Here is a 25,039-nt window from a genome sequence, read left to right on the forward strand (position 1 = left end):
GGCCCTTGGCGCTCATCGGGGCGTCGGATCAGCCCGTGCGAGGCGTCGGCGCGGGCACCGGCGTTCCGGCCGACCAGAAGTCGGAACGCACATTGGGACGGGGAATCTCGACGCCTTCGTAGGCGGGCCCGTTGGGCGCGGCCGTGGGCGCTGCGACGTCCGACTCCTTGACGCATGGGGTTGACACCTCGAAACGGGCCTGCCCCTTGTCGGCAATCGTCAAAGCAATCGCGAATCCGTCAGAGCTCTTGGCGAAGATACCGGGGGCAATGTTGTCTGCGGACACGTGGTCCTTCGTCGGTGTGAAGTACTGGGAATGGGCGTCGAACCCGCCCCGATCACGGATGGGCCGGGGCCCGTCGTCCACCTCGAAGCGGCGCGCGCCGAAGGCCCCACTCGCCGGGTCCTTGCCGAAGTAGAGGCCGTCGTCACCTTGGTCCGCGATATCCCCGGCCATGTACATCGCCAGCGGCCCACCCAACACCAATGGGGCGGCCGCCGCGGTCTCCTGTTTCGAAGGCAACTTGGTCACGGGGTCGTTGTCGGCCGCTCCGACGAAGACATGGTCCTTACCGACACCCAGGTCCTCCGCTCTGTCGACTCCGGTGCCGGGGCTGCCGAGCAGGATGATGTCATCCGCGCCCGGAATGCCGCCGGCCTGCTGGGTCGCGGTGCCCACCGTGAGCGAGCCGTAGGAGTGGCCGATCGCGGTCAGGTGGGGGTCCTTGTACTCGTTGGTGGCCTCCAGCCCGCCCATAAAACTGTTGTAGGCGGGGGCTCCCTTCTGCGCGTCGCCCTTGCCCATGACGTCCACGTCCTGGGGTGCGTCGTAGCCGAGCCACACGATGGCCGCACTCGATGAGTCGTAGCCTCTAGCGCCTACGGCGGTGTCCAGGCCCCGTTGAAGGGTGCCATCGACGAAACTCTTGTCCAGTTTGGTCCCCAGCCCAGGGACGTACGTAGAGACGTTCCGCGACGTATCCGGATTCCCGTACGCCACGATGGCGCGCCCATTGCCTTCGTCCCCGATGCCCAGGAGATACATCGGCACCTTGGAAGGCTCGCCCAGTTTGACCTGTAGCTCTCGGAGCGCGTCCAGTTTCGTCCGGGCCGCCTCGCCGCCCCGCTGCTCCAACTCACCGCTCAGCACCGGTAGATGGTTGCGGTTCGCCTCGTCCCTCGCCACCGCCGGAATGCCGTCCAGGTTGCCGACCAGATCCGGGGCCACTTCCAGATACTCCTGGCGCTGCTCCTCCGTCAGGCCGTCCCACCATTCCTTGCGCTCAGCGGGAGTTCGGTCCCAGGGAATGCCGTGCCCCAGATAGGTACCGGCAGTGGAGCGCACCACCGCCGTGTCGCGGAATACGTCGTCCATCATCGCCCTGGTGACGTCGAGGCCCCGGGCTGCTTTGAGTTTGCCGAGTGCCGTCGCGTACCGGCCGTCGATCTCGGCCGCCGACCGGACCGCCCGGGCGATGCTGTCCGCGATTACCTGCGCTTTCGCCGCATTCGGGTTGGGAATGAACCGGCCTCCCGGAAGTCCGGGCTGTTCGTTCAGGCCCGGCGCTTCCAGTGGCAATCGCGAGCTGCCCAGGGATTTCCCGCCCGGCGCCTCCTCCTTTCCGAGGAGGGTTTCACCCATGGCTGCCGGATAGCTGACCGAACCGTCTTCGTGGACGGTGAACTTCAGGCTCCACGCATCCTCCAGGAATTCAAGGAGTTGCTTGCGCGGTACGGCCAGTTCAGAGGCGAGGCCGTTCAGTGCCGTACGAATGAGGCCCGCTTCGGTGTGGACGTACTGAAAGTTCCGGCTCAGCCGCTCCAGTCGCGCGACGGCCCCGTTCGCCGAGTCGCCCCCTGCTGCGTCTCCTCAGGCCCGCCGTCATCACCTTGTCGGTCTTCACCCGGTCGGCATCGGCGCGGCCCGAGACCTCGTGCCAGCCGTCTCCCGCGCTCTCGAACTCCGACGGCTTCAGGTCCCGCAGAAGCTGCCAGGTCAGCGACACTCCGGTCACCGGGACCCGCCCTTCGCCACCGCACCGAAGGAACGGTCCACGGCAGCATCGGTCTCACCCACGTCCTTGGCGACCCTGAGCAGCACCGTTCTCAGATATCCGCACTCGTCGCGTACGCCGGTCAGCCGCTCCTCCCAGGACTCCTGGACGGACTTGAGTGCGGCTGCGGACGCGAGCCCCCGCGCCCCGGACGCAACGCCCTCATGCGCGGATCCGAGTCTGCGGTGGCTCCGTTCGGTGCTGATCCGCAAGGTCTCGGCCGCACCCGACGCCGTGGTCCAGGGTCCGCCGCTGTGCCGCAGACCTCCCGCACCGCCCTCGCCCGGAGGCGCCGAAGGACTCCTCGGCCCCTCGGGTGCGACCGAGGCGAGGGACATGCGCTGCGCCGTTTCTCCGGATTCAGCGGTTCTGGGTCGCTCCGCCTGTTCGAATAATTCCAGCCATTCGACCGAACTCTGCACGGATCCCCCCGATTTCCCCAACGCTTACCGTTTCGTGGGTGACGTTATCGCACCGCCCCTTGCCAAACACACAGGCGAAAGACAGGCATCTCCGGAAAAGCCTCCGGGTCATATCATCGGGAGTTCTGGCATCGCAAGAGCGATCACCCTCATGCTCCGCCTATTCGACCGCCGTCCCCCATTCGTCTTTCACGGCGGAGGGCGAGATGCTCCGACCACATGCGCGAGCGGGGTTTCCGGCCGATATTTCGGCCACATATCGTGGCGGCGAACCTGACCGTCGTCTCGGAAGATCAGGTCATCGCCGACCAGGTGCCCCTGGCCGCGATGCGGCGGGCCCAGGTTTCCAGGTCCGACGGCGCGCGGCCGAGCACCTCCCGTACGCCGTCGGCGACATCCGCCGAGCGGCCAGCCCGGTGCAGGGCGAACATGGCGCCCAGCGCGTCGGCGGCGGCCTCGGGCCAGCCCTCGGCGAGAAGTTCCGCGCGGTGGGCGTCGGGGGTCAACTCCTCGTAGCGGATGGGCCGTCCGGCGGCGCGGGCGATCGTCTCCGTGGCCTCGGCGAAGGTGAGCGCCCGGGGTCCGGTCAGTTCGTGGATCCGGCCGGCGTGGCCGTCCTGGGTGAGGACGGCCACCGCCACCTCCGCCACATCGTCCACGTCGATGAACGGCTCGGGCGTCGCACCGATCGGCAGCCCCAGCCGGCCGGCCCGCAGCGGGGCCAGCCAGAGGTCCTCGTCGAAGTTCTGGAAGAAGTTGCTGGGCCTGATGATCGTCCACTCGGCCCCGGACTCGCGTACCGCCGTCTCACCTGCCGCCATGCCCTGGCCGAACCCGCCCCCGGCCCTGTCGAAGCCTCCCCCGGCCTTGTCGATGCCGTGGCCGGACAGGGCGACGAAGCGGCGTACGCCCGAGGCCGTCGCCCTGGTGACGAACTCCCGTACCGGGGACGGGTCGTCGGGTGCGACGAGGTAGACGGCCGACGCCCCGGACAGTGCGGGCTCCCAGGTGTCCGGGAGGGTCCAGTCGAACCTCACTCCACCGGAGCGGGAGGCCGCCCGAACCCTGGCCGTCCCGGCGTCGCGCAGGCGCTGGACGACCCGGCGGCCGGTCTTGCCGGTGGCGCCCAGCACGAGGATGTCGGCGGAGGCGGAGGCAGGGGCTGAGGCTGAATGGGTGCTCGTCTTCGTTGTCATGGGGCAAGTCCATCGCGGCGACGGGGTCGCGACCATGGCCGCCCGTCCGTGGCACATAGGCGATCGTCCGGACCTGTGCCGGGGCTGCGTACGGTGGGGAACATGGACGTGTTCGATGAGCTGTTGCGGGGCGTACGGGGCAAGGGTGCGGTGTTCGGCCGTTCGGTGTTGTGGCCGCCGTGGTCGCTGCGGTTCACGGACGGGGCGTATCTGACCCTGTGCGTGCCGCTGCGGGGTGCCGGGTGGATCGTGCCGGAAAGCGGTGCGCCGCAGCGGGTGGGGCTCGGTGAGGCCGCGATCGTACGGGGTCCGGCACCGTTCGTCTTCACCGACGACCCGGCCACGGGGGCGGCGCCCGGCGCCTCGGTGCGGGAGGTGCGCTGGCGTGAGGACCGGCCGGACGACGCGTCGTCCCCCGACGACGAACTCACCGGCCCCACCGTCCTGCTGGCCGCCGCCTACGACGTGCGCGCGGAGGTTCCGCAGCGGCTGCTCCGGGTCCTGCCCCCGGTACTCGTGGTGCCGGACGATTACGACTGCACGGCGATGCGCGACTACCTGGAGGCCCAGATCACCGGGGCCCGGCCGGGCCGGCAGATCGTGCTCGACCGGCTGCTGGACTGGCTGCTGGTCTGCACGCTGCGGGACTGGTTCGACCGCCCCGAGGCGGACCCGCCCAAGTGGTACCGCGCGCTGGGCGACGAGGTCGCGGGGCCCGCGCTGCGCGCGATGCACGAGGACCCGGCGCACCCGTGGACGACGGCGGAACTGGCGACCCGGGCCGGGGTGTCGCGGACGACCCTGGCGAAGCGGTTCACGGAACTCGTCGGGGAGGGGCCGGTGGCGTATCTGACCGAGTGGCGCATGACCCTCGCGGCCGACCTGCTGACCCGCCCCGAGCTGACGGTGGCGGCCGTGGCCCGGCGGGTGGGGTACGCGGACGCCTTCGGCTTCAGCGCGGCGTTCAAGCGGCTCCGGGGCGAGAGCCCGAGCACGTACCGCCGGGAGGCCGCGTCCCTCGCGCCCTCGGAGCTGGCGGCCCCTGCGGGGTAAGTGGGGCCGCCAGTTCCGGGGGGCCGAGACGGTCCGTACGCAGTGCGGGGCGCGGTCGCGGGGCGCGGTCGGGGGGCGCGGTGCGGGGCGCGGGGATGCTGAAACGGCCGGCGCGGGGGCGCGGGGGCAAAGGGACGTTCGCCCCCTGCCCCCGACCCGCGCCTCCCCGCCCTCACGCCCGCCAGGCACCCCCCGCAGCCGCGTCCCGCACGAAATCGGTGAAGTCACGCGGTGCCCGGCCGAGCGCGCGCCGTACCCCGTCGACGACCGGGGCCTCCTCGCTCGTCCGGATCGGCTTCAGCGCGTCGGTCCAGACCGCCGCCTCCTCGGCCGGGAATCCCTGGGCGACCAGCCCGGCCCGGAACTCGTCCTCCCCCACGGGGACATAGCGGGCCCGCAGCCCGGTCGCCCCGGCGATCTCCGCGAGTACGTCGGCGATCCCGAGCGCCCGGGTGCCGGACAGTTCGTACACCTGGCCCTGATGGCCGTCCTCGGTGAGCGCGGCGACGGCCACCGCCGCGATGTCCTCGGCGTCGACGAACGCGGCGGCGCCGTCCCCGGTGGGCAGGGCGAGCTCGCCGCCCGTCACTCCGTCGTGGAAGATGCCCTCGCTGAAGTTCTGGGCGAACCAGCCCGGCCGCAGGATCGTCCACTCCACCCCGGAGGCCCGTACGGCGGTCTCCCCCTGCGTATGGGGCCCGTCACCGTCGTACGCGGCACCGAAGTATCCGGGCACGTCCACACCCCGGGCCGAGAGCAGCACCAGCCGCCGCACCCCGCTCGCCACGGCCCGCTCCACCAGCGCGGGCGTCGGCGAGGGCGAGATGTCGTACGGAACGATGTAGGCCGCGGTGACCCCGTCGAGGGCCCCCTCCCAGGTGCCCGGGTCCGCCCAGTCGAACGGGATCTCCGAGGAACGGGAGGCGACGCGCGTCTCCACGCCCTGCTCGCGGAGCCGGGCCACCACCCTGCGGCCGGTCTTGCCGGTGCCGCCGATTACGAGAACAGTTGCTTTTGTCATGACTGAAGCCTGTCCCGGCGGCGCTCCTGCGGCCATGTTCCAGAATCCGGGATGAATGTCCGGACGTCCGGCGCCCGGGTCTCCGGGCTCCGAAGGTCCGGGCTCCGAAGGTCCGGCCCCTCGCGGTCACGGCCACCGGGCGATGCCCCGGACCGGCGGTGCCGCACGCATTCCGTCCCACCCATTCCGTCCCAGCCATTCCTGACGGGCCGTCAGTTCAGTAACCTGACAAGGCGTCAGCTATGGAACGGGGGCCCGGACGACTCCGCGGGGCCCGGACGGACACCATCGAGCAGAAGTGGGCGGAACGATGCTTGGATCGACTCACGGCACCCTCACCACCGACTTCCGCGCCAGAGTGGTGGCCTGCGGCGAGGAGCCGCACGCCGCCGTCGTCAGCATGACAACCGCTGCGGTGGAGGGCGGTCTCGACGTCAGCGGGCGGCCGCTGCACTCGACCGTGCCCGACCTGGACCGGTTCTTCCGGCCACGGTCCGTGGCCGTCATCGGGGCCTCCGACACCGAGGGGCGGCCGAACACCGGGATCACCCGGCAGCTCATCGCCTGGGCCGAGCGGGTCGGGGCGCGGCTGCACCCGGTGCATCCCACGCGGCCCTCCGTGTTCGGACGGGCCTGCTCTCCCTCCGTGGCCGACCTGCCGGAACAGGTCGATCTGGCCGTACTGCTGGTCGGCGACCCCCTTCCGGTCATCGAGGAACTCGCCGAGGCCAAGGTGAAGTTCGCCGTAGCCTTCGCCTCCGGGTTCGCCGAGACCGGCGAGGCGGGCGCGGCGGCGCAGGCCCGGCTGGCGGCCGCGGTGGAACGGTCCGGGCTGCGGCTGCTCGGGCCGAACACCAACCTCAACGCCTTCGAGGAGTTCCGGGAGGACCTGGACGGGCCCGCGATCGCCCTCATCACCCAGTCCGGGCACCAGGGCCGGCCCGTCTACACCCTCCAGGAGCTGGGCATCCGGCTCTCGCACTGGGCGCCCACGGGCAACGAGGCCGATCTGGAGACCTCCGACTTCATCTCGTACTTCGCCGAGCGCCCCGAGGTCGGGGCCATCGCCTGTTACGTCGAGGGCCTCAAGGACGGCCGCGCGTTCCTCCTCGCCGCGGACCGGGCGGCCCGTGCCGGGGTCCCCGTCGTGGCGGTCAAGGTGGGGCGTACGGAGACAGGGGCCCGGATGGCCGCTTCGCACACCGGCAAGCTGACCGGCGCCGACCAGGTGGTGGACGCGGCGATGCGGCAGTTCGGGGTGATCCGGGTCGACGGCCTCGACGAACTCCAGGACACCGCCGCGCTACTGGCCCGTGCCAGGCCGCCGCAGGCCGACGGGGTCGCGGTGTATTCGATCTCGGGCGGCACGGGCGCGCACTTCTCCGACCTGGCCACCGGGGCGGGGCTCCACCTGCCCACCCTGTCCGAGGAGAAGCAGCGCGAACTGCACTCCTGGATACCCGGCTATCTGAACGTCGCCAACCCGATCGACAACGGCGGCCACCCGGTCGGCGACTGGCGTGGCCGGAAGATCATCGACGCGATCCTCGCGGACCCGTCCGTCGGGGTGCTGATCTGCCCGATCACCGGCCCCTTCCCTCCGATGAGCGACCGGCTCGCCCAGGACCTGGTGGACGCGGCGGAGACCACGGACAAGCTGGTGTGCGTGATCTGGGGGTCGCCCGTCGGCACCGAGGACGCCTACCGCACGACGCTGCTCGGTTCGTCCCGGGTCGCCACCTTCCGTACGTTCGGCAACTGCATCACCGCCGTGCGGGCCTATCTGGACCACCACCGCTTCGCCTCCGGCTACCGTTCGCCCTTCGACGAGGCGCCGCGCACCCCGTCGCCCTCGTTCCGCAAGGCGCAGGCACTGATCCGCCCGGGACGCCGGCTGAGCGAGCACGCGGCGAAGCAGCTGCTGCGCGCGTACGGCATTCGCGTGCCGCGCGAGCAGCTGGTGACCAGCGCGGCGGCCGCCGTCCGGGCGGCGGGACTGGTCGGCTACCCCGTCGTCATGAAGGCGTCCGGCGCCCAGCTCGCCCACAAGACCGAGCTGGGGCTGGTGAAGGTGCAGCTCACCTCCGCCAGCCAGGTCCGCGACGCGTACCGCGAACTCACCGACATCGCGCGCTTCGAGTCCATCGACCTGGACGGGGTCCTCGTCTGCCAGATGATCGAGCGGGGCGTCGAGATGATGGTCGGCGTCACCCAGGACGCCCTCTTCGGGCCGACCGTGACCGTCGGTCTCGGCGGCGTACTGGTCGAGGTCCTGCACGATACGGCGGTCCGCGTGCCGCCGTTCGGCGAGGACCAGGCGCGGGACATGCTCGGCGAACTGCGTGGCCGCGCACTCCTGGAGGGCGTACGCGGCGGGCCGCCGGTCGATGTGGACGCGCTCGTCGAGGTCGTGCTCCGGGTGCAGCGCATGGCCCTGGAGCTGGGCGACGACCTCACCGAACTGGACATCAATCCGCTGGTGGTGCTGGGGCGGGGGCAGGGCGCGGTGGCCCTGGACGCGCTGGCCGTCTGCAGCTGATCCCCCACGCCGGCCCCAGCGCCACCACCCGCCGCCTCCGCTCCAGCCCCCGCCGCCGCTCCTGGTCCTGCTCCTGGTCCTGCTCCTGCTCCTGCCCTTGTCCTTGTCCCACCACTTGCCGCCCACGCCCCGCCGCCGCCCGCCATGGAGCTGCCTCATGCCGTCCTCCCCCGAAGACACCGCCAGGCCCGACACCTCCGTCGAACCCGTCGTACCTGTCGAACCCGTAGACCCCACTGAGTCATTGGTACTCCACACCACTGACAACGGCGTCTCGTGGATCACCCTCAACCGGCCCGACGCCATGAACGCCGTCACCTGGGACCAGCGTGAACGCGTCATCGCCCTGCTCGCCGAAGCCTCCGCCGACCCCGCCGTGCGGGCCGTCGTCCTCACCGCCACCGGCCGCGGCTTCTGCGCGGGCGCGGACCTGCGCGGCGCCCCGGCCTCCGGCGGCGAACGCGTACCCGGAGATGTCGCCCGTACGATCCGGCTCGGCGCCCAGCGTCTGATCGCCGCCGTCCTGGACTGCGAGAAACCCGTGATCGCGGCCGTCAACGGCACCGCGGCGGGCCTCGGCGCGCACCTCGCGTTCGCCTGCGATCTGGTCCTGGCCGCCGACTCGGCGAAGTTCATCGAGGTGTTCGTACGCCGCGGTCTCGTCCCGGACGGCGGGGGCGCGTATCTGCTGCCCCGGCTGATCGGGCCGCAGCGCGCCAAGGAGCTGATGTTCTTCGGCGACGCGCTCCCCGCCGCGGACGCGGAGCGGCTGGGACTGGTCAACCGCACGGTGCCGGACGCGGAGCTGGCCAAGACCGCCGGGGAATGGGCGCGGCGGCTGGCCGACGGGCCCACCCGGGCGATCGCCCTGACCAAGCAGCTGGTGAACGCCTCGCTGGACAGCGACCGGGCGACGGCGTTCGCCGCCGAGGCGATGGCCCAGGAGGTCAACATGACGACGCGGGACGCGAACGAAGGGGTCGCGAGCTTCGTGGCACGGCGCTCACCGAAGTACCGGGGAAGGTGAGGGTTCCATCCCTTCCTGTCTGATGGTTCGTCAGTTCTAATGGAGGTGTGATGGGACACGCAGGTATGGCCGCAACCGCCGTCCGGTACCTCAGGTCCGTCGGTGCCGGAACCACCGCCCCGGCACCGCTGGACCCGTTGCCTCGGCCCGAGCTCAGAGCCGTCCGCGACGACGAGCGGCTGTCCGTCGATCCGGGCGAATTCCGACGTGTGCTGGGGCACTTCGCGACGGGCGTCACCGTCGTGACGGCTCAGGACGCGGACGGCCCGACCGGGTTCGCCTGCCAGTCGTTCGCCTCGCTCTCCCTCGATCCGCCGCTGGTCACCTTCATGGTCGCCCGTACGTCGTCGACCTGGCCGCGCATCGCGCGCGCCGGAGTCTTCTGCGTCAACATCCTGGGCGCGGACCAGGGCGCGCTGTGCCGGGGGTTCGCGGTGAGCGGGGCCGACAAGTTCGCGGGAGTGGCGTACGAGAACACCCCCGCGACCGGGTCACCGCTCCTGCGCTCCGTACCGGCCTGGGTCGACTGCCGCATCCAGGCCGTGCACACGGGCGGGGACCATCTGATCGTGGTCGGCCGGGTGGAGGCGCTGGGGGCGACGGCGGACGGCGCGGACGCGGATCCGCTGCTGTTCCACCGGGGGGCGTTCGGCCGGTTCAGCGGCTGAACCGGCCGAGGGGCCTCACGCAGGCGCCGGCGCCTTCCGCCGGATCACCAGCGCCATGAGTGCCGCCGTCGCGCACAGCGCTCCCGACGCGTACCAGACCATGTCGTACGAACCGAACACGTCCCGTGCCACACCGCCGAGGAACGCCACCGCCGCCGCGCCGACCTGGTGCGAGGCCAGGACCCAGCCGAAGACGATCGCGCTGTCCTCGCCGTACTGCTCACGGCACAGCGCCATGGTCGGCGGGACCGTCGCGACCCAGTCCAGGCCGTAGAAGACGATGAAGAAGACCATCGGCGGGTGGACCGTCGGCGCCATCAGCATCGGCAGGAAGAGCAGCGAGAGGCCGCGCAGCGCGTAGTAGACGGCGAGCAGACGGCGGGCGTCGTAGCGGTCGGTGAGCCAGCCGGAGAAGATCGTGCCGATCACGTCGAAGACCCCGATGACGGCGAGCAGCGAGGCGGCGGCCGTGATCGGCATGCCGTGGTCGTGGGCCGACGGGACGAAGTGGGTGCGGATCAGGCCGTTGGTCGAGGCCCCGCAGATCGCGAACGTACCCGCGAGCAGCCAGAACGGGCCCGTCCGCGCGGCGTCGAACAGAATGCGCACCGTACGTCCTGCGGCGCCCTTCTCGGGTACGGGCTTCGCCACGTACTCACCGCCGTACGGGGCCAGGCCCACGTCGGCCGGGTGGTCGCGCATCAGGAGCCAGACGAACGGGACGACCACCAGGGCCGCCAGAGCCACGGTCACCGAGGCCGGGCGCCAGCCGTGCGCGTCGACGATCCAGGCGCAGAGCGGGAGGAACACCAGCTGGCCGGAGGCACCGGCCGCGGTGAGGACGCCCGTGACCAGGCCGCGCCGGGCGACGAACCAGCGGTTGGTCACGGTGGCGGAGAACGCCATCGCCATGGAGCCGGTACCCAGGCCGACGAGCAGGCCCCAATAGATCATCAGCTGCCAAGCCGCCGTCATCCAGACACTGGCCAGCGCCCCCGCGGCCACCATGCTGAGCGCGACGACGACGACCCGGCGGATGCCGAACCGGTCCATCAGCGCCGCGGCGAACGGTGCCGTCAGCCCGTACAGCGCCATGTCGATCGAGACGGCCAGCCCGATCTCCCCGCGCGACCAGCCGAACTCCGTGTGGAGCGGGTCGATGAGCAGGCCGGGAAGCGAGTTGAACGCCGCGCCGCCGATGATCGTCACGAAGGTGACGGCGGCGATGACCCAGGCCCAGTGGACGCGCGGGTCCCGGCGGCGGCGGTCATGCGTCCCGGAACGGGGGCCGGGCCCGCCCGCGCGACGGTCGGATGTCCACGTACGGGAGCCGGACGTCGCGGACTTGCCGCCCGGCCCCGCGGCGGCGCCGGGCCGCCGGTCGTCGTCCCTGGCGGCGCCTTCGGTTGTCTGGGTCACGTCACTCAGCATCCGGCCCGGACGCCGGGCGTACGAGTGGCCGGACGGACACGGTTCGCAGGCATCGGGCCACGGGTCGGGGCACGGGTCGAGGCGCCCCTGCCTGTTCGGACCTCCCGGACCTCCCGGACCTCCCGGACCTGTCCGCCCCCTCCCCGGCCTATTCGGCGACCGCCCGCCCCACGGCCCGGCCGGACGTGCCACGCCGCGTCGCCCACGCGTGCACACCGCAGGCAGCCCCCGCCCCCACCGCGTACCAGAACAGGTCCGGGGCGTTGAACGTCGAGCCGAGCACCAGCCGGGCCACCCCGCTGCGCGCGGACAGCTCCGCCGGTACGCCGGTCAGCTGGGCGAACTCCACCGCCCAGCTGAAGGCCAGCGCCACCCCCGCCACCGGCAGCGGCCTCGCCCTCGGTGCGACGATCACCACGAGGACGCAGATCAGCACCGTGTACAGCGCGTCCCCGGCGTACTTGGCGACGTCGCCGACCGCCACCGACCGGATGCCGAGCCCGGCGGCCACGGTCAGCAGCGCGGCACCCGCCGCCAGCGCCCGCGTACGAGCGGCCGACGCCCGCCCGCGTACCCGCGCCGTCATCCGATCCGCTCCAGCCGCCGGATCGGCCGGGCCATCAACAGCACGCCCACCACCAGCATGTTGATCACCGCACCGGCCAGCAGCACTTCCGGCGCACCCACCGCCTCCGCCACCGGTCCGGCCAGCGCGCGGCCCGCCGCCACCATCAGGAGCGAGCCCGCCACGTCATAGGCGTGCAGACGGTTCAGGGCCTCCGGCGGAACGTGGGTCTGGACCGTCGTCGACCACATCACCAGCCAGAACGCGAACGCCGCGCCCGCCACGAACTGTCCGGCCCCCAGCGCGAACACCGGCGTCCCGAGGCCCAGCACCACCAGGTTCACCACCACGGCGGACAGCGCGAGGGCCCCCGCCGCGAGCGGTCTGCGCGGGCGCAGCCGCAGGGCGAGCAGGCCGCCGGCCACGCTGCCCGCGCCGTTCACCGCCATCATCACGCCGTACGTCCCCGAGCCGTGCTCCTCGGTGACCAGGACGGCGGTGAGCGGGAGCATCGGGCCGAGCACCATGAACCCGTACACCGTCCAGATCGCGATCACGCCCCACAGCCAGGAGCGGGCCCGGAACTCCCGCCACCCGTCGGCGAGTTCCGCGACGAACGTGCCGCGCACCGCGTCGTCGGCCGGGGCGGGGGCGAGCCGCATCAGGAAGAGGCAGATCCCGGAGACGGCGAAGGTCGCCGCGTTCGCCAGGTACACGGCCCCGGCGCTGGCCAGCCCGACGAGCACGCCCGCGAAGGCCGGACCCGCCATGGTCATCAGCGCCTCGGAGACCCGGAGGACCGCGTTGGCCCGCTGGACGTCGGAGGAGACCCGGGGCACGGTCGAGGCGACGCCCGGCTGGAACAGCGCGGCGCCGACCCCGGCGACGGAACTCAGTACGTAGACCGCCCACAGCGGCGGGTTGCCCGTCGCGAAGGCCACCGCGAGCAACGACGCACCGATCAGCCGGAGCGCATCGGCGATGATCATCATGCGGCGCGGGGTGAAGCGGTCCGCCAGCACCCCGCCGAACAGCACGAAGAACGCCAGCGGCCCCATCCAGGCGGCCAGCGCGAACCCGACGGACGACGTGGGGCGGCCCGCGCCGAGCAGACCCGCGGTGAGCGCCACCGGGATCATCCCGTCGCCGAAGAGCGCGACGGTACGGGCGACGAAGAAGTACCGGAAGTTACGGTTCCAGAGCTCGCCGGGCCCCGAGCCGAGACCCGAGCCGAACCCCGAGCCGAACCCTCCACCGGACTCCGAGCCGGGACCTGCGCCGGACCCCGAGCCGGGCCCCATACCGACCGTCACCCCCCGCAGCGGGGGCGGCGGGGCCAGGGGCGGAACCAGGTCGTCCGGTGCGCCGGGAATGGGCGCGGTTTCTATCGGCTTCTCCATCACAGCAGTGACATGTATCAGCTTTTGGTCTATACCAGCTAGTGGGTTGTAGGAGGTCCGTCATGCCGCACCGTGTCGTCGTTCTGGCCCTCGATGGGCTGCTCCCCTTCGAACTGGGCATCGCCCAGAGGATCTTCGGCCGGTCGCTCGGCGCGGAGCCCCGCAACAAGGGAAGAAAGCTGTACGAGGTCGTGACCTGCTCCGTCCGCCCGCCGGGCCCGGTCCACACCGACGCGGACTTCACGATCACCGTCGAGCACGGGCCGGAGGCGCTCGCCACCGCCGACACCGTCGTCGTCCCCGCCTCCTACGAGCTGGGCCCCGTCCACACCGAGGGCAGGCTCACCGAGGAACTGGCCGCCGCGTTCGCGCTCGTCCGGCCGGGCACCCGGATGGTCTCCATCTGCACCGGCAGTTACGTCCTCGCCGCCGCCGGGTATCTGGACGGGCGGCCCGCGACCACGCACTGGTCCTCCGCCGAACACTTCCAGCGGCTCTTCCCGAACGTCCGCGTCGACCCGGACGTCCTGTTCATCGACGACGGCGACGTCCTCACCTCCGCCGGGGTCGCCGCGGGGATCGACCTCTGCCTGCACATCGTGCGCCGCGACCACGGCGCCGCCGTCGCCAACGAGATCGCCCGCCGCACCGTCGTGCCCCCGCACCGGGACGGTGGGCAGGCCCAGTACATCCACCGGCCCGTACCCGAACCGCGGTTCGCGACCACCACCGGCGCCCGCTCCTGGGCGCTGGGGCACCTGGACCGGCCGATCCTGCTGCGCGACATGGCGCGGCAGGAGGCGATGAGCGTACGGACGTTCACCCGCCGCTTCCGCGAGGAGGTCGGCGTCAGCCCCGGCCAGTGGCTGGCCCAGCAGCGGGTGGAGCGGGCCCGGCAGCTGCTGGAGTCCACGGACCTGTCGATCGACCAGGTGGCACGGGACGCGGGCTTCGGCACGGCCACCTCACTGCGCCAGCATCTCCAGGCTGCGCTGGGCGTGCCGCCGACCGTGTACCGCCGCACCTTCCGCACGACGGCGGACCAGCGCCACTGACCCACAACGGCGCGACGCGTCGCCGGGCGCAGCACGCGCTCCCCCGGCGACGCGACGCACCGCGCGGCCTCAGAACACCAGCACCCCCCGCGCCACCCGCCCGTGGTGCGCGTCGTCCGCCGCCTCGTCGAAGTCCTCCACCGGGTAGGTCCTGGTCACCAGCTCGTCCAGGAGCAGCCGCCCCTCGCCGTACAGGTCGGCGTAGAGCGCGATGTCGCGCTGCGGGCGCGACGATCCGTACCGGCAGCCCAGGATCGATTTGTCCAGATACATCGACGAGACCAGGAACGACGCCTCGGCCGTCGCCGCCGGAACACCGAGCAGGATCGCCTGGCCGTGCCGGTCCAGCAGGTCGATCGCCTGCCGGATCAGTTCCGTGCGGCCCACGCACTCGAAGGCGTGGTCGGCGCCGGTCGGCAGGATCTCCCGTACGCCCTCGGCCGAGGTCAGGAAGTGCGTGGCGCCGAACTGCCGGGCCACCGCCTCCTTCGCCGGGTTCGCGTCGACGGCCACGATGGTCAGGGCGCCCGCGATCCGCGCCCCCTGGATCACGTTGAGCCCGATGCCGCCGGTGCCGATGACGACGACCGTCTCGCCGCGGTCGACCCGCGCCCGGTTGAGTACGGCGCCGACTCCCGTGAGGACCCCGCAGCCGATCAGCGCCGCCGAGGTCAGCGGGATCCCGGCGGGGATCTTCACCGCCTGTACGGCCTTGACCAGGGTCCGTTCGGCGAAAGCGGAGTTGGAGGCGAACTGGAACAGTGGCTTCCCGCGCCGCGAGAAGGGCCGCCCCGGCCTGCCGATCGCCTTGCGGCACATCGTGGGCCGGCCCCGGTCGCACTGGGCGCAGGCCCCGCAGTTCGCCAGCGTCGACAGCGCCACATGGTCCCCCGGAGCCACATGCGTGACGCCCGCGCCGACGGCCTCCACCACCCCGGCACCCTCGTGGCCGAGGACCACCGGCGCGGGGAAGGGGATCGTGCCGTCGATCACCGACAGATCGCTGTGGCACAGACCCGCCGCGGCCACCGCGACCAGCACCTCACCGGGCGCCGGATCGCGTATCTCCAGGTCGTCGATGACCTCGGTCCGCTTGCCGTCGAAGACGACGCCTCTCATCTCGGCTCCCTCGGTAGGCCGAGCACCCGCTCGGCGATGATGTTCCGCTGGATCTCGTCCGAGCCGCCGTAGATGGTGTCGGACCTGGTGAAGAGGAACAGGCGCTGTGCCTCGTCGAGTTCGTACGGGCTCCGCTCGGACCAGGCGGCCGGGCCGACGGCCCCCGCCGGGCCCTTGATCCGTACGGCCAGCTCGCCGAGCCGCTGGTGCCAGCCGCCCCACAAGAGCTTGGCCACGCTGGGGGCGCCGGGGTCGCCCGTCGTACCGAGGGTGCGCAGCGCGTTCCAGCGCATGGTCCGCAGCTCCGCCCACTGCCGCACCAGCCGCTCCCGCAGGACCGGATCGGTGACGGCACCGCCCTCGACGGCGGCGCGCACCACCCGCTCCAGTTCGGCGGCGAACCCGATCTGCTGGACGAGCGTGGACACCCCGCGCTCCAGGGCCAGCAGCCCCATGGCGACGGTCCAGCCGTTGCCCTCGCCGCCCACCACCTCCTCGGCACGCGCCCCGTCGAAGAAGACCTCGTTGAACTCGCTGGTCCCCGACATCTGGCGGATCGGCCGCACCTCGACGCGGCCGGGCTGGTCCATCTCGACCAGCAGGAACGACAGCCCGTGGTGGCGGGACGATCCCGGCTCGGTGCGGGCCAGGACGAAGCACCAGTCGGCTTCCCGCGCGAGCGAGGTCCAGATCTTCTGCCCGGTCACGGCATAGCCGCCCGCCCCCTCCCGTACGGCGGCGGTCCGCACCGAGGCGAGGTCGGAACCGGCGCCCGGTTCGCTGTACCCCTGGCACCACAGCGTCTCGCCGCGTGCGATGCCGGGCAGGAAGCGCCGCCGCTGCTCCTCGGTCCCGTACGCGATCAGGGTCGGGGCGAGGAGGTTCTCGCCGATGTGGCCGACCCGGGCGGGGGCGGCGGACGCGGCGTACTCCTCGGCCCAGAGCACCTGTTGGGCCGGGCTCGCGCGCCGGTTGCCGTAGCCGGGGTCCGGGGTCTCCCAGCCGAGGCCGATCCAGCCGTCACGGCCGAGGGTGCGTTCCCAGGTGCGGGGGGTGGTGGCGGTGGGGAGGTTGGCCTCCAGCCAGGTGCGGGCCTGTGCGCGGAACGCCTCGTCCTCGGGCCCGAAACGGAAGTCCATGCGTGCCTCCTGCTTCTCTCCTGGGGGCTCCGCCCCACGGACGGTCGGGCGTTGGGCCGGGGTGCGACCGCACGGGCGGTCGACGTCGGGCCGGATGCGACCCCACGGACGGTCAGGCGTTGGGCCGGGTGCCCGCCCTGGCCGCCGCCGCCATCTCCTCCAGCCGCGCCAGCATCGGCATCGGGTCCACCCCCACCGTCCCCGGCAGGAAGTCGGCGATCTTCTCGGGGGTCCAGGACCCGTCCGCGTACCCCGCGCGCAGCTCCCTCGGCTGGGCCCAGACCGCGATCTTCGGGCCCGCGATCGTGTACACCTGACCGGTGATCCGCTCGGCGCGGGCCCGTTCGCTCAGCAGGTACACGACGAGCGCCGCCACGTCCTCCGGCTCCCCGATCTCCGCCAGTTCCATCGGTACGTTGGCGGACATCCGGGTCCGGGCCACGGGGGCGACGGCGTTCGCCGTGACGCCGTACTTGTGCAGGCCGAGCGCCGCGCTGCGGACGAGCGAGATGATCCCGCCCTTGGCGGCGCTGTAGTTGGCCTGGGCCACGCTGCCCTGGTGGTTGCCGCTGGTGAAACCGATCAGCGTGCCGCCGCCCTCCTGCTTGCGCATCACCGCCGACGCGGCACGGAACACCGTGAAGGTGCCCTTGAGATGGGTGGCGAGGACCGGGTCCCACTCCTCCTCGGACATGTTGAACAGCATCCGCTCGCGCAGGATCCCGGCGACGCACACGACTCCGTCGATCCGCCCGAACCGGTCGAGCGCCGTGTCCACGATCCGCTGCCCGCCCGCCATCGTGGAGATGTCGTCGGCGACCGCGACCGCCTCCCCGCCCGCCGCCCCGATCTCCTTGACGACGGACCGCGCGACGTCGCTGCTCGGCTCACCGCCCTCGATGGAGACGCCGTAGTCGTTGACGACGACCCGCGCGCCCTCGGCGGCGGCGGCGACGGCGACCGCCCGCCCGATGCCCCGGCCGGCCCCCGTGACGGCGACCACCTTGCCTGCCAAGAAGTTCCCCATGCCCGGCCCCTTCCCGCGGTTTCTGACGGACCGTTAGATTTTATGGGTAGTCGGATGCTCCGGCACAAGACCCAGGAGGCCCCCATGTCCCTGCCGGCCGAGTTCCACGAGATCGCCAAGCGCGTCAACAACTGGGGCCGCTGGGGCGCGGGCGACGAAACCGGCACGCTCAACCTGATCACCGACGCGGTCGTACGGGAGGCCGCCGCCACCGTCCGCACGGGCCGCCGGATACCGCTCGCGCTGCCGCTCCAGCAGGACGGCGTACAGAGCGGGCTGATCCCGGGACGGGTCAATCCCCTGCACACCATGGTCCAGATCAACCAGGAGCTCTTCGGCCCCGGCACCGTCGCCACCAGCGACGACGCCGTCACGATGGGACTCCAGGCGGCCACCCACTGGGACGCGCTCACCCATGCCTCGCACAGCGGGAAGATCTACAACGGCCGCCCCGCCGCCACCATCACCGCCCATGGCGGCGCGGAGTTCAGCTCGATCGCCGCCGTGCCGCACCTCGTCTCGCGCGGGGTCCTGCTGGACGTGGCCCGCGCCCGGGGCGTCGACCGGCTGCCGGGCGACCACGCCGTCACCCCGGACGACCTGGACGCGGCGGAGGATCTCGCGGGCCTACGGGTCCGGGCCGGAGACATCGTGCTCGTACGGACCGGACAGGTGCGGGTCTGTCTGGCGGGCGACAAACACGGCTACGGCTATCCGTCACCCGGCCTCTCGGTGCGGACGCCCGAGTGGTTCCACGCGCGCGACGTGGCCGCGGTCGCCAACGACACCCTGACGTTCGAGATCTTCCCGCCGGAGATCGAGGACCTGTGGATGCCGGTGCACGCGCTCCATCTGGTCGAGATGGGCATGCTCCAGGGCCAGAACTGGAACCTCGAAGGTCTCTCCACCGCCTGCGCGGAGGAGCGGCGCCACGCCTTCCTGCTCTCGGCGATGCCGGAGCCCTTCGTCGGGGCCACCGGCACCCCGGTCGCCCCGGTCGCCATCCTGTGACGGCCGGAGCCCCGCGTGACCTCTGGTGTCATGTGACAGCCGGAGCCCCGTAGCCGCCCGACCGATGCCTTGCACCAGCGCCTGTCAGTGCCGCCCAGTGCCGCCAACGCCCATTACAAGAAGGGCGTGAAGACGGCGCGGGACGGATCGCACGCCCCGGCGCCCTGTACGCCGACACCCTGCGCCCCCGCACTCTGCGCGCCGATTCCCCCGGAGGTGACCCCGGCCCCGGAATCCGCGACGGTCCCCGGCCCGGACCGGTCCTTGAGCACCGGAACCAGTACCGGGCCGCCCCGGTCGACCTCGCACCAGATCCGCTTGCCCGCGCCCTCGGGCTGCCAGCCCCAGCGGTCCGCGAGACCGTCCACCAGTTCCAGGCCGCGGCCGTTGGTGTCGTCACCCTCGGCGTGACGCTGGAGGGGCGGGCGGGCGCTGGCGTCGGCGACCTCGACGCGTACGGTCCCGGCGGCGCACGTGCCCCCGGCCGAACCGAACAGCATCCTCAGCACGGCCGGACAGCCGGTGTGGACGACCGCGTTGGTGACCAGCTCCGAGATGAGCAGGATGAGCGTCTCGGCAAGCGGCTCGTCGTCCCCCATCCCGGACCCGACCAGGCGCGAACGCGCCCATCTGCGGGCCCGCCCCACCTCCGCGGGATCCGGCCCGACCTCCAGCTGAACCTGAAGCACCTGCACCGCTCACACCATCCGAACCGGCGGACACATCGCCTCGCGCCTCCTCAGGGTCACGGAACGTGATTCCCTTGGGATACAGCATGGTTGACGTACAGTCACCGCAACAAGCGCTTCGGGCATATTCCAGCGCGAAGGAGTACGCGTGGTGCATACTGTGCGACGCACGTTGCGGGGAGTCGAACAGGAGCGCGCCGACGCCTCGGGAATCGCTTCCCGGACAGGCTCCGCCGATCTCCTTGAGGTATGCGCGGGGCATCTCTCCCGGCCCGGAGCAGCCGCACAGGCCGCACCCGGATCGCCCGGTTCCAGAACCACTCGCATCCCACGGAGCGTACCCGAGCCCGGCGCCGACTCCGGCCGGTGACGAATCACGCAACGGACACAACCCGGTCTCGGCACGGTCCGGCTGCGGTGAGTCACACCCCACCCACAAGCTCGGATGCCCTCTACACGTGTATCGCCGGGTCCCGGTCCTGCGGCCCGGCAGCGCCCAGCTCGGCCGCCAGAATCTCCTCCGCGGCCGCCGCCGTGAGCCACCGGGCGGAACGCACCCAGGCCCGTTTCAGGTGGAGGTGAACATCTGCTTCCCAGGTGAAGCCCATGCCGCCGTATATCTGGAGGCAGTCCCGCGCATTGCCGACGGCGGCCTCGTCGGCGAGCAGCTTGGCGCCCGCGATCTCCACGGGGTCGCCGGTCACGGCCGCCGCGTACACGGCGCAACGCGCCGGTTCGACCCGCGCCAGCATCTCGGCGCAGAGATGTTTGACCGCCTGGAACGACCCGATCGGGGTACCGAACTGCTCACGCTCACGGGCGTGTTGGACGGCCATTTCCAGGGTGCGGGCGGCACTTCCGAGCTGTTCGGCGGCGGTCAGCACCGCTCCCTCACCGCGCAGCCGCGCCGCGTCGCCGGGCAGCGGCTCCCCCGGTCCGGGGAGGTCCGTCAACCGGTGGAGCGGGGTGAACGGATCGAGCGAACGTACGGGGCGGGCCCCGCGCACCAGGGCGCGCAACGGCTCCCCGGTCAGCACCCGCACGCCCTCCCCCAGGACGAGCACCGCGTCGGCGCCCGCCAGGTCCGCCACCGGGCCCGCCACCGGACCGGCACCGTCCGCCGCGGTCACCGTGGTCGCCGCGGTCACAGCGGTCACAGCGGTCACCATCGTCCGCCCCTCCGCGGCCCCCTCCACCGCACCGGCGGCGAGGTGGGTGGCCACCAGCGGGCCGGGCAGCAGCACCCGCCCCGCCTCCTCGAAGAGCAGCACGGCCTCGGGCAGCCCGAGGCCCACCCCGCCGCTGTCCTCCGGCAGCCGCAGCGCGAAGAACCCGGCCGCGCCGAGCTCTGCCCACAGTCCCCGGCCGGGGCCCTCGCCCCGGTCCAGGGCGGCCCGCATCCGGTCCCTGCCGAAGCGGCCGGCGAGCAGGTCGCGCACCCCCGCCCGCAACGCCCGCTGATCCTCCGAGAGCTGGAAGTCCACAGTCCGCTCAGCGCCCCTTCGGCAGGCCGAGCATCCGCTCGGCGACGATGTTCCGCTGGATCTGCGAGGTGCCCGCGGCGATCGTGTACGAGAGCGAGGACAGCCGGTCCAGGACCCACTCCCGGTCCAGATCGAGGCTGTCCGCGCCGAGCACCTCGGCCGCCGCCCCGTACAGCTCCTGGCGGGCCTGCGAGTAGCGCAGCTTGAAGACGGACCCGCCGGTGCCGGGGACGCCGCCGCTGCGCTGGGCCTCGCTGACGTTCCACTGGGTGAGCCGCCACAGCGCCCGGAATTCCGCGTTCAGCCTGCCGAGCCTGCGGCGCAGCACCGGGTCGTCCCAGCGGCCGTTCACGCGTGCGGCCGCCGCCAGTTCTCCGAGGGTGCGGCGGCAGGCGACGACCTCGCCGACGAAGGCCGTACCGCGTTCGAAGGAAAGGGTGACCATGGTGACCCGCCAGCCGTCGTTCTCCGCGCCGACGCGGTGGGAGACCGGCACCCGGACCTCGTCGAGGAACATCTCGGCGAACTCCGTGGACCCGGCGAGGGTGCGCAGCGGGCGGACGGTGATCCCGGGGGCGTCCATCGGCATGGCCAGCCAGCTGATGCCGCGGTGTTTCGGCGCCTCCGGGTCCGTACGCACGAGCAGTTCGCACCAGTCGGCGACCTCGGCGTGCGAGGTCCAGATCTTCTGGCCGCTCACCACGTAGTGGTCGCCGTCGCGTACGGCCCGGGTGCGCAGGGCGGCCAGGTCGGAGCCCGCGTCCGGTTCGCTGAACCCCTGGCACCAGATCTCGTCGCCGCGCAGGACGGGCGGCAGCCAGCGGGCCCGCTGCCCGGCCGTGCCCTCGGCGGCGATGGTGGGCCCGGCGTGCAGCAGCCCGACGAAGTTGGCGCCGACGTACGGGGCGCCGGCCCGCTCGGTCTCCTCCAGGTAGATCAGGTGCTGGGTGGGGGTGGCGCCCCGGCCGCCCGCGTCGAGCGGCCAGTGCAGACCGGCGTACCCGGCGTCGTGGAGCATCCGCTGCCAGGCGGTGTCGTACGCGCGGCGGGCGGGCCAGTCGTCGGGCGGGGGCTTCGCGGGCAGCCCGGGGAGCACCGAGGCGAGCCACTTCCGCAGCCGCGCCCGGAACTCCTCCTCTTCCTCCGTGTACGCGAGATCCACGGCGCAGCCGCCTACTTGTCCCGGTCCCGGTCGAGATCCAGACCGAGCATCCGGATCGCGTTTCCGCGCATCAGTTTGTAGATGGTCTCCTCGTCCAGTCCCTTGACGTGGTCGAGGGCGACCTCCTTGGTGTGCGGGAAGGTCGAGTCGACGTGCGGGTAGTCGGTCTCGAAGGTGGCGTTGTCGCGGCCGACGACATCGAGGGACGCGATCCCGTGCTTGTCGCGGAAGAAGCAGCAGAAGATCTGCCGGTAGTAGTACGTGGACGGCGGCTCGGGAATCAGATCGCGCACCCCGCCCCAGGCGCGGTGCTCCTCCCACACGTCGTCGGCGCGCTCCAGCGCGTACGGGATCCAGCCCATCTGCCCCTCGCTGTAGGCCAGCTTGAGGCGCGGGAACTTCACCAGGACCCCGCTGAACAGGAAGTCCATCATCGAGGCCATGGCGTTGTTGAAGGAGAGCGACGCCTGGACGGCGGGCGGGGCGTCGGGGGAGGCCGCGGGCATCTGCGAGCTGGACCCGATGTGCATGTTCACGACCGTCCCGGTCTCCTGGCAGACCGCGAAGAACGGGTCCCAGTACCCGGTGTGGATCGACGGCAGTCCGAGGTGGGTGGGGATCTCGGAGAAGGTCACCGCCCGCACCCCGCGGGCCGCGTTGCGCCTGATCTCCGCGACGGCCAGGTCGATGTCCCAGAGCGGGATGACGCAGAGCGGGATCAGCCGGCCGCCGCTGTCGCCGCACCACTCCTCGACCATCCAGTCGTTGTAGGCGCGCACGCAGGCGAGGGCGACCTCCTTGTCGTGGGCCTCGGCGAAGGTCTGCCCGCAGAAGCGCGGGAAGGTGGGGAAGCAGAGGGACGCCTCGACATGGTTGAGGTCCATGTCCTTGAGGCGTTCGGCGGGGTCCCAGCAGCCGCGCCGCATCTCCGCCCGGGTGATGCCCTCCAGGGTCATGTCGTCGCGGTCGAAGCCGACGGCGGCGATGTTGCGCTTGTACGGGAACTTCAGGTCCTCGTAGATCCACCAGTCGGTGGGCGGTCCGTCCGGGTCCATCGTGATGACGTACTTGCCTCCCGTGTACGCCAGCTCGCCGATGCCCGCGGTGAGCGGCTGCGGGCCGCGCTCGCGGTACTTGGCGGGCAGCCAGGTGGAGAAGAGGTGCGGTGGCTCGATCACATGGTCGTCGACGCTGACGATCCGAGGCAGTTCCGTCATGGTGTCCCCTTCGGCGCACTCGGCCAATATCTGATGACCCGTCAGATTCACATCCGCACCCAGGCTAGCCCCGCACCCCTGGACCGACAAGGCGCAGCGCTCTACGCTCTCCGCACTATCTGACTATCCGTCAGTTCAGAGGGGATCACCGTGGGAGCCGTGAACGACGGGAACACCGGAAGCACACCGACGGGGGACGCGGCCGCGACGGACATCGCGCACACCCTGGGCGCCTCCCGCACCTTCTGGGAGCTGATCGAACGCCGGGCCGCCCTGACCCCGGACCGTCCCGTACTCCTCCAGGACGACCGGGCCCTCACCTTCGGCGAGCTGCGGAACCGCGCCGAACGGGTCGCCGCCGGACTGTACGAGCTGGGGGTGCGCTCCGGCAGTGTGGTCGCCTGGCAGCTGCCGACCCGGCTGGAGACGGCCCTGCTGTCCTTCGCGCTGACCCGGCTCGGGGCGGTGCAGACGCCGGTCATCCCGTTCTACCGGGACCGCGAGGTGGGGTTCGCGCTCCGCGAGTCACAGGCCGACTTCTTCGCCGTACCGGGCCTGTGGCGCGGATTCGACCACACGGCGATGGCGCACCGCCTCGCCGGGGAACTGAAGCGCCCGCCACTGGTCTTCGAGGCGTACGAGACGCTCCCGGACGGCGATCCGGCGATCCTGCCACCCCCTCCCGCGCCCGCCGACGGGACCGCGGTGCGCTGGATCTACTGGACCTCGGGCACCACGTCCGACCCGAAGGGCGTACTGCACACCGACCGCAGCCTGATCGCGGCCGGCTCCTGCCTGGCCCACGCCCTGCGCCTGTCGGCGGACGACGTGGGCTCGATGGCGTTCCCGTTCGCCCATGTCGCCGGGCCCGACTACACCGTGATGCTGCTGCTGTACGGGTTCCCCGCGGTGATGTTCGAGCACTTCGCGCTGCCGGACGCGCTGGCGGAGTACCGGCGCCACGGGGTGACGGTGGCGGGCGGATCGACCGCGTTCTACTCGATGTTCCTGGCCGAACAGCGCAAGGCCCCGGACCGGAGGCTGATCCCCACCCTGCGGCTGCTCGCGGGCGGCGGGGCGCCGAAACCGCCGGAGATCCACCACGCGGTCGTCCGCGAGATGGGCGTCATGCTGACCCACGGCTACGGGATGACCGAGGTCCCGATGATCACCATGGGCACCCCGGACGACACGGCGGAGCACCTCGCCCTGACGGAGGGCCGCCCCCCGGCGGGCATGGAGATCCGGATCACCGACGAGCGGGGCACGCCACTCCCGTACGGCGCGGAGGGCGAGGTACGGCTGCGCGGCGAGGCGGTCTGCCGGGGCTATCTGAACCCGGACGCCTCGGTCCCGGTCTTCGACGGCGAGGGCTTCCTGATCACCGGAGATGTCGGCCGGCTCCAGGAGAGCGGCCACCTCACCCTGACCGGCCGCCTCAAGGACATCATCATCCGCAAGGGCGAGAACATCTCCGCCAAGGAGATCGAGGACCTGCTCCACCGCCACCCCGGCGTGGCCGACGCGGCGGTGATAGGTCTGCCGGACCCGGAGCGCGGGGAGCGGGTCTGTGCGGTGGTCGAACAGCCCACCGGGGCACCGGTCCTGACCCTGGCGGAGATCGCCGGACACCTGCGCGCCGAGGGCCTCTCGGTGCACAAGGTGCCGGAACAGCTGGAGGTGGTGGACGCGCTGCCGCGCAACGAGACGCTGCGCAAGGTGCTCAAGTACAAGCTGCGGGAGCGATTCGCCTGATCCAT

21 protein-coding genes are annotated in these 25,039 nt (G+C 72.0%); 7 read left to right on the forward strand and 14 right to left on the reverse strand.

Annotated elements, in window-relative coordinates; translation table 11 throughout:
- Nucleotides 1-28: 28 nt before the first annotated feature.
- The 3 genes from OG413_RS07160 to OG413_RS07170 form a co-directional block, all read right to left on the reverse strand.
- On the reverse strand, nt 29-1,642 hold the full coding sequence (locus OG413_RS07160) for an alpha/beta hydrolase (protein WP_323137818.1): 1,614 nt from the start codon (nt 1,640-1,642) through the stop codon (nt 29-31).
- A gap of 369 nt (nt 1,643-2,011) precedes the next feature.
- Nucleotides 2,012-2,392 carry a hypothetical protein gene (locus OG413_RS07165; protein ID WP_266803572.1) on the reverse strand — a complete coding sequence of 127 codons (381 nt, stop codon included), beginning with the start codon at nt 2,390-2,392 and terminating at the stop codon, nt 2,012-2,014.
- A gap of 377 nt (nt 2,393-2,769) precedes the next feature.
- The gene (locus OG413_RS07170; protein ID WP_266803574.1) at nt 2,770-3,672 is read right to left on the reverse strand and encodes an NAD(P)H-binding protein; all 903 of its coding nucleotides are present in this window, start codon (nt 3,670-3,672) and stop codon (nt 2,770-2,772) included.
- 102 nt (nt 3,673-3,774) lie between these two features.
- Between OG413_RS07170 and OG413_RS07175 the strand changes: the two genes are divergently transcribed.
- Nucleotides 3,775-4,725 (forward strand): AraC family transcriptional regulator, encoded by a 951-nt coding sequence (locus OG413_RS07175; RefSeq protein ID WP_266803576.1) that lies wholly within the window; start codon nt 3,775-3,777, stop codon nt 4,723-4,725.
- Nucleotides 4,726-4,897: 172 nt separating this feature from the next.
- On the opposite strand, the gene OG413_RS07180 is transcribed toward OG413_RS07175, so the two are convergent.
- On the reverse strand, nt 4,898-5,746 hold the full coding sequence (locus OG413_RS07180) for an NAD(P)H-binding protein (protein ID WP_266803577.1): 849 nt from the start codon (nt 5,744-5,746) through the stop codon (nt 4,898-4,900).
- Between the two features lie 310 nt (nt 5,747-6,056).
- On the opposite strand from OG413_RS07180, the gene OG413_RS07185 reads away from it, so the two are divergent.
- The 3 genes from OG413_RS07185 (at nt 6,057) to OG413_RS07195 (ending at nt 9,980) form a co-directional block, all read left to right on the forward strand.
- The gene (locus tag OG413_RS07185) at nt 6,057-8,285 is read left to right on the forward strand and encodes an acetate--CoA ligase family protein (RefSeq protein WP_266803579.1); all 2,229 of its coding nucleotides are present in this window, start codon (nt 6,057-6,059) and stop codon (nt 8,283-8,285) included.
- A gap of 157 nt (nt 8,286-8,442) precedes the next feature.
- Nucleotides 8,443-9,312, forward strand: coding sequence for an enoyl-CoA hydratase/isomerase family protein (locus OG413_RS07190; protein ID WP_266803581.1), 870 nt, complete (start codon nt 8,443-8,445; stop codon nt 9,310-9,312).
- A gap of 65 nt (nt 9,313-9,377) precedes the next feature.
- Nucleotides 9,378-9,980 carry a flavin reductase family protein gene (locus OG413_RS07195; RefSeq protein WP_266809957.1) on the forward strand — a complete coding sequence of 201 codons (603 nt, stop codon included), beginning with the start codon at nt 9,378-9,380 and terminating at the stop codon, nt 9,978-9,980.
- A gap of 15 nt (nt 9,981-9,995) precedes the next feature.
- Here the strand turns inward: OG413_RS07195 and OG413_RS07200 are convergent, their stop codons facing one another.
- The 3 genes from OG413_RS07200 to OG413_RS07210 all read right to left on the reverse strand — a co-directional run bounded on the left by OG413_RS07200 (nt 9,996) and on the right by OG413_RS07210 (nt 13,376).
- A complete protein-coding gene (locus tag OG413_RS07200) occupies nt 9,996-11,399 on the reverse strand; it encodes an MFS transporter (protein ID WP_266803583.1) in 1,404 nt (467 codons plus the stop codon).
- A 160-nt stretch (nt 11,400-11,559) separates the two neighbouring features.
- Complete coding sequence (locus OG413_RS07205; RefSeq protein WP_266803585.1) at nt 11,560-11,997, reverse strand: DUF2809 domain-containing protein; 438 nt, start codon at nt 11,995-11,997, stop codon at nt 11,560-11,562.
- A complete protein-coding gene (locus OG413_RS07210) occupies nt 11,994-13,376 on the reverse strand; it encodes an MFS transporter (protein WP_266803587.1) in 1,383 nt (460 codons plus the stop codon). The genes OG413_RS07205 and OG413_RS07210 overlap by 4 nt, the downstream gene beginning before the upstream one ends.
- A gap of 62 nt (nt 13,377-13,438) precedes the next feature.
- Between OG413_RS07210 and OG413_RS07215 the strand changes: the two genes are divergently transcribed.
- Nucleotides 13,439-14,431, forward strand: a complete 993-nt coding sequence (locus OG413_RS07215; protein WP_266803589.1) for a GlxA family transcriptional regulator — start codon at nt 13,439-13,441, stop codon at nt 14,429-14,431.
- A 69-nt stretch (nt 14,432-14,500) separates the two neighbouring features.
- Here OG413_RS07215 and OG413_RS07220 read toward each other — a convergent pair whose 3' ends face one another.
- The 3 genes from OG413_RS07220 to OG413_RS07230 form a co-directional block, all read right to left on the reverse strand.
- Nucleotides 14,501-15,550 carry a Zn-dependent alcohol dehydrogenase gene (locus OG413_RS07220; RefSeq protein WP_266803591.1) on the reverse strand — a complete coding sequence of 350 codons (1,050 nt, stop codon included), beginning with the start codon at nt 15,548-15,550 and terminating at the stop codon, nt 14,501-14,503.
- Nucleotides 15,547-16,689, reverse strand: a complete 1,143-nt coding sequence (locus OG413_RS07225) for an acyl-CoA dehydrogenase family protein (protein ID WP_266803593.1) — start codon at nt 16,687-16,689, stop codon at nt 15,547-15,549. Before OG413_RS07225 ends, OG413_RS07220 begins: the two co-directional genes overlap by 4 nt.
- A 112-nt stretch (nt 16,690-16,801) precedes the next feature.
- Nucleotides 16,802-17,716, reverse strand: coding sequence for an SDR family oxidoreductase (locus OG413_RS07230; protein ID WP_266803595.1), 915 nt, complete (start codon nt 17,714-17,716; stop codon nt 16,802-16,804).
- 84 nt (nt 17,717-17,800) lie between these two features.
- Here OG413_RS07230 and OG413_RS07235 point away from each other — a divergent pair, with 84 nt between their 5' ends.
- Nucleotides 17,801-18,727 (forward strand): cyclase family protein, encoded by a 927-nt coding sequence (locus tag OG413_RS07235; RefSeq protein ID WP_266803597.1) that lies wholly within the window; start codon nt 17,801-17,803, stop codon nt 18,725-18,727.
- A gap of 113 nt (nt 18,728-18,840) precedes the next feature.
- Here the strand turns inward: OG413_RS07235 and OG413_RS07240 are convergent, their stop codons facing one another.
- The 4 genes from OG413_RS07240 to OG413_RS07255 form a co-directional block, all read right to left on the reverse strand.
- Nucleotides 18,841-19,422: an ATP-binding protein gene (locus OG413_RS07240; RefSeq protein ID WP_266803599.1), complete on the reverse strand. Its 582-nt coding sequence runs from the start codon at nt 19,420-19,422 to the stop codon at nt 18,841-18,843.
- Between the two features lie 446 nt (nt 19,423-19,868).
- The gene (locus OG413_RS07245; protein ID WP_266803601.1) at nt 19,869-20,900 is read right to left on the reverse strand and encodes an acyl-CoA dehydrogenase family protein; all 1,032 of its coding nucleotides are present in this window, start codon (nt 20,898-20,900) and stop codon (nt 19,869-19,871) included.
- Nucleotides 20,901-20,907: 7 nt separating this feature from the next.
- Complete coding sequence (locus tag OG413_RS07250) at nt 20,908-22,062, reverse strand: acyl-CoA dehydrogenase (protein WP_266803603.1); 1,155 nt, start codon at nt 22,060-22,062, stop codon at nt 20,908-20,910.
- Between the two features lie 11 nt (nt 22,063-22,073).
- Nucleotides 22,074-23,279 (reverse strand): amidohydrolase family protein, encoded by a 1,206-nt coding sequence (locus OG413_RS07255; RefSeq protein ID WP_266803605.1) that lies wholly within the window; start codon nt 23,277-23,279, stop codon nt 22,074-22,076.
- 159 nt (nt 23,280-23,438) lie between these two features.
- Between OG413_RS07255 and OG413_RS07260 the strand changes: the two genes are divergently transcribed.
- On the forward strand, nt 23,439-25,034 hold the full coding sequence (locus OG413_RS07260; protein ID WP_266803607.1) for a class I adenylate-forming enzyme family protein: 1,596 nt from the start codon (nt 23,439-23,441) through the stop codon (nt 25,032-25,034).
- The last annotated feature ends 5 nt before the right edge of the window (nt 25,035-25,039 follow it).

The sequence above is a fragment of the Streptomyces sp. NBC_01433 genome (assembly GCF_026340105.1).
Taxonomy (GTDB): Bacteria; Actinomycetota; Actinomycetes; order Streptomycetales; family Streptomycetaceae; genus Streptomyces.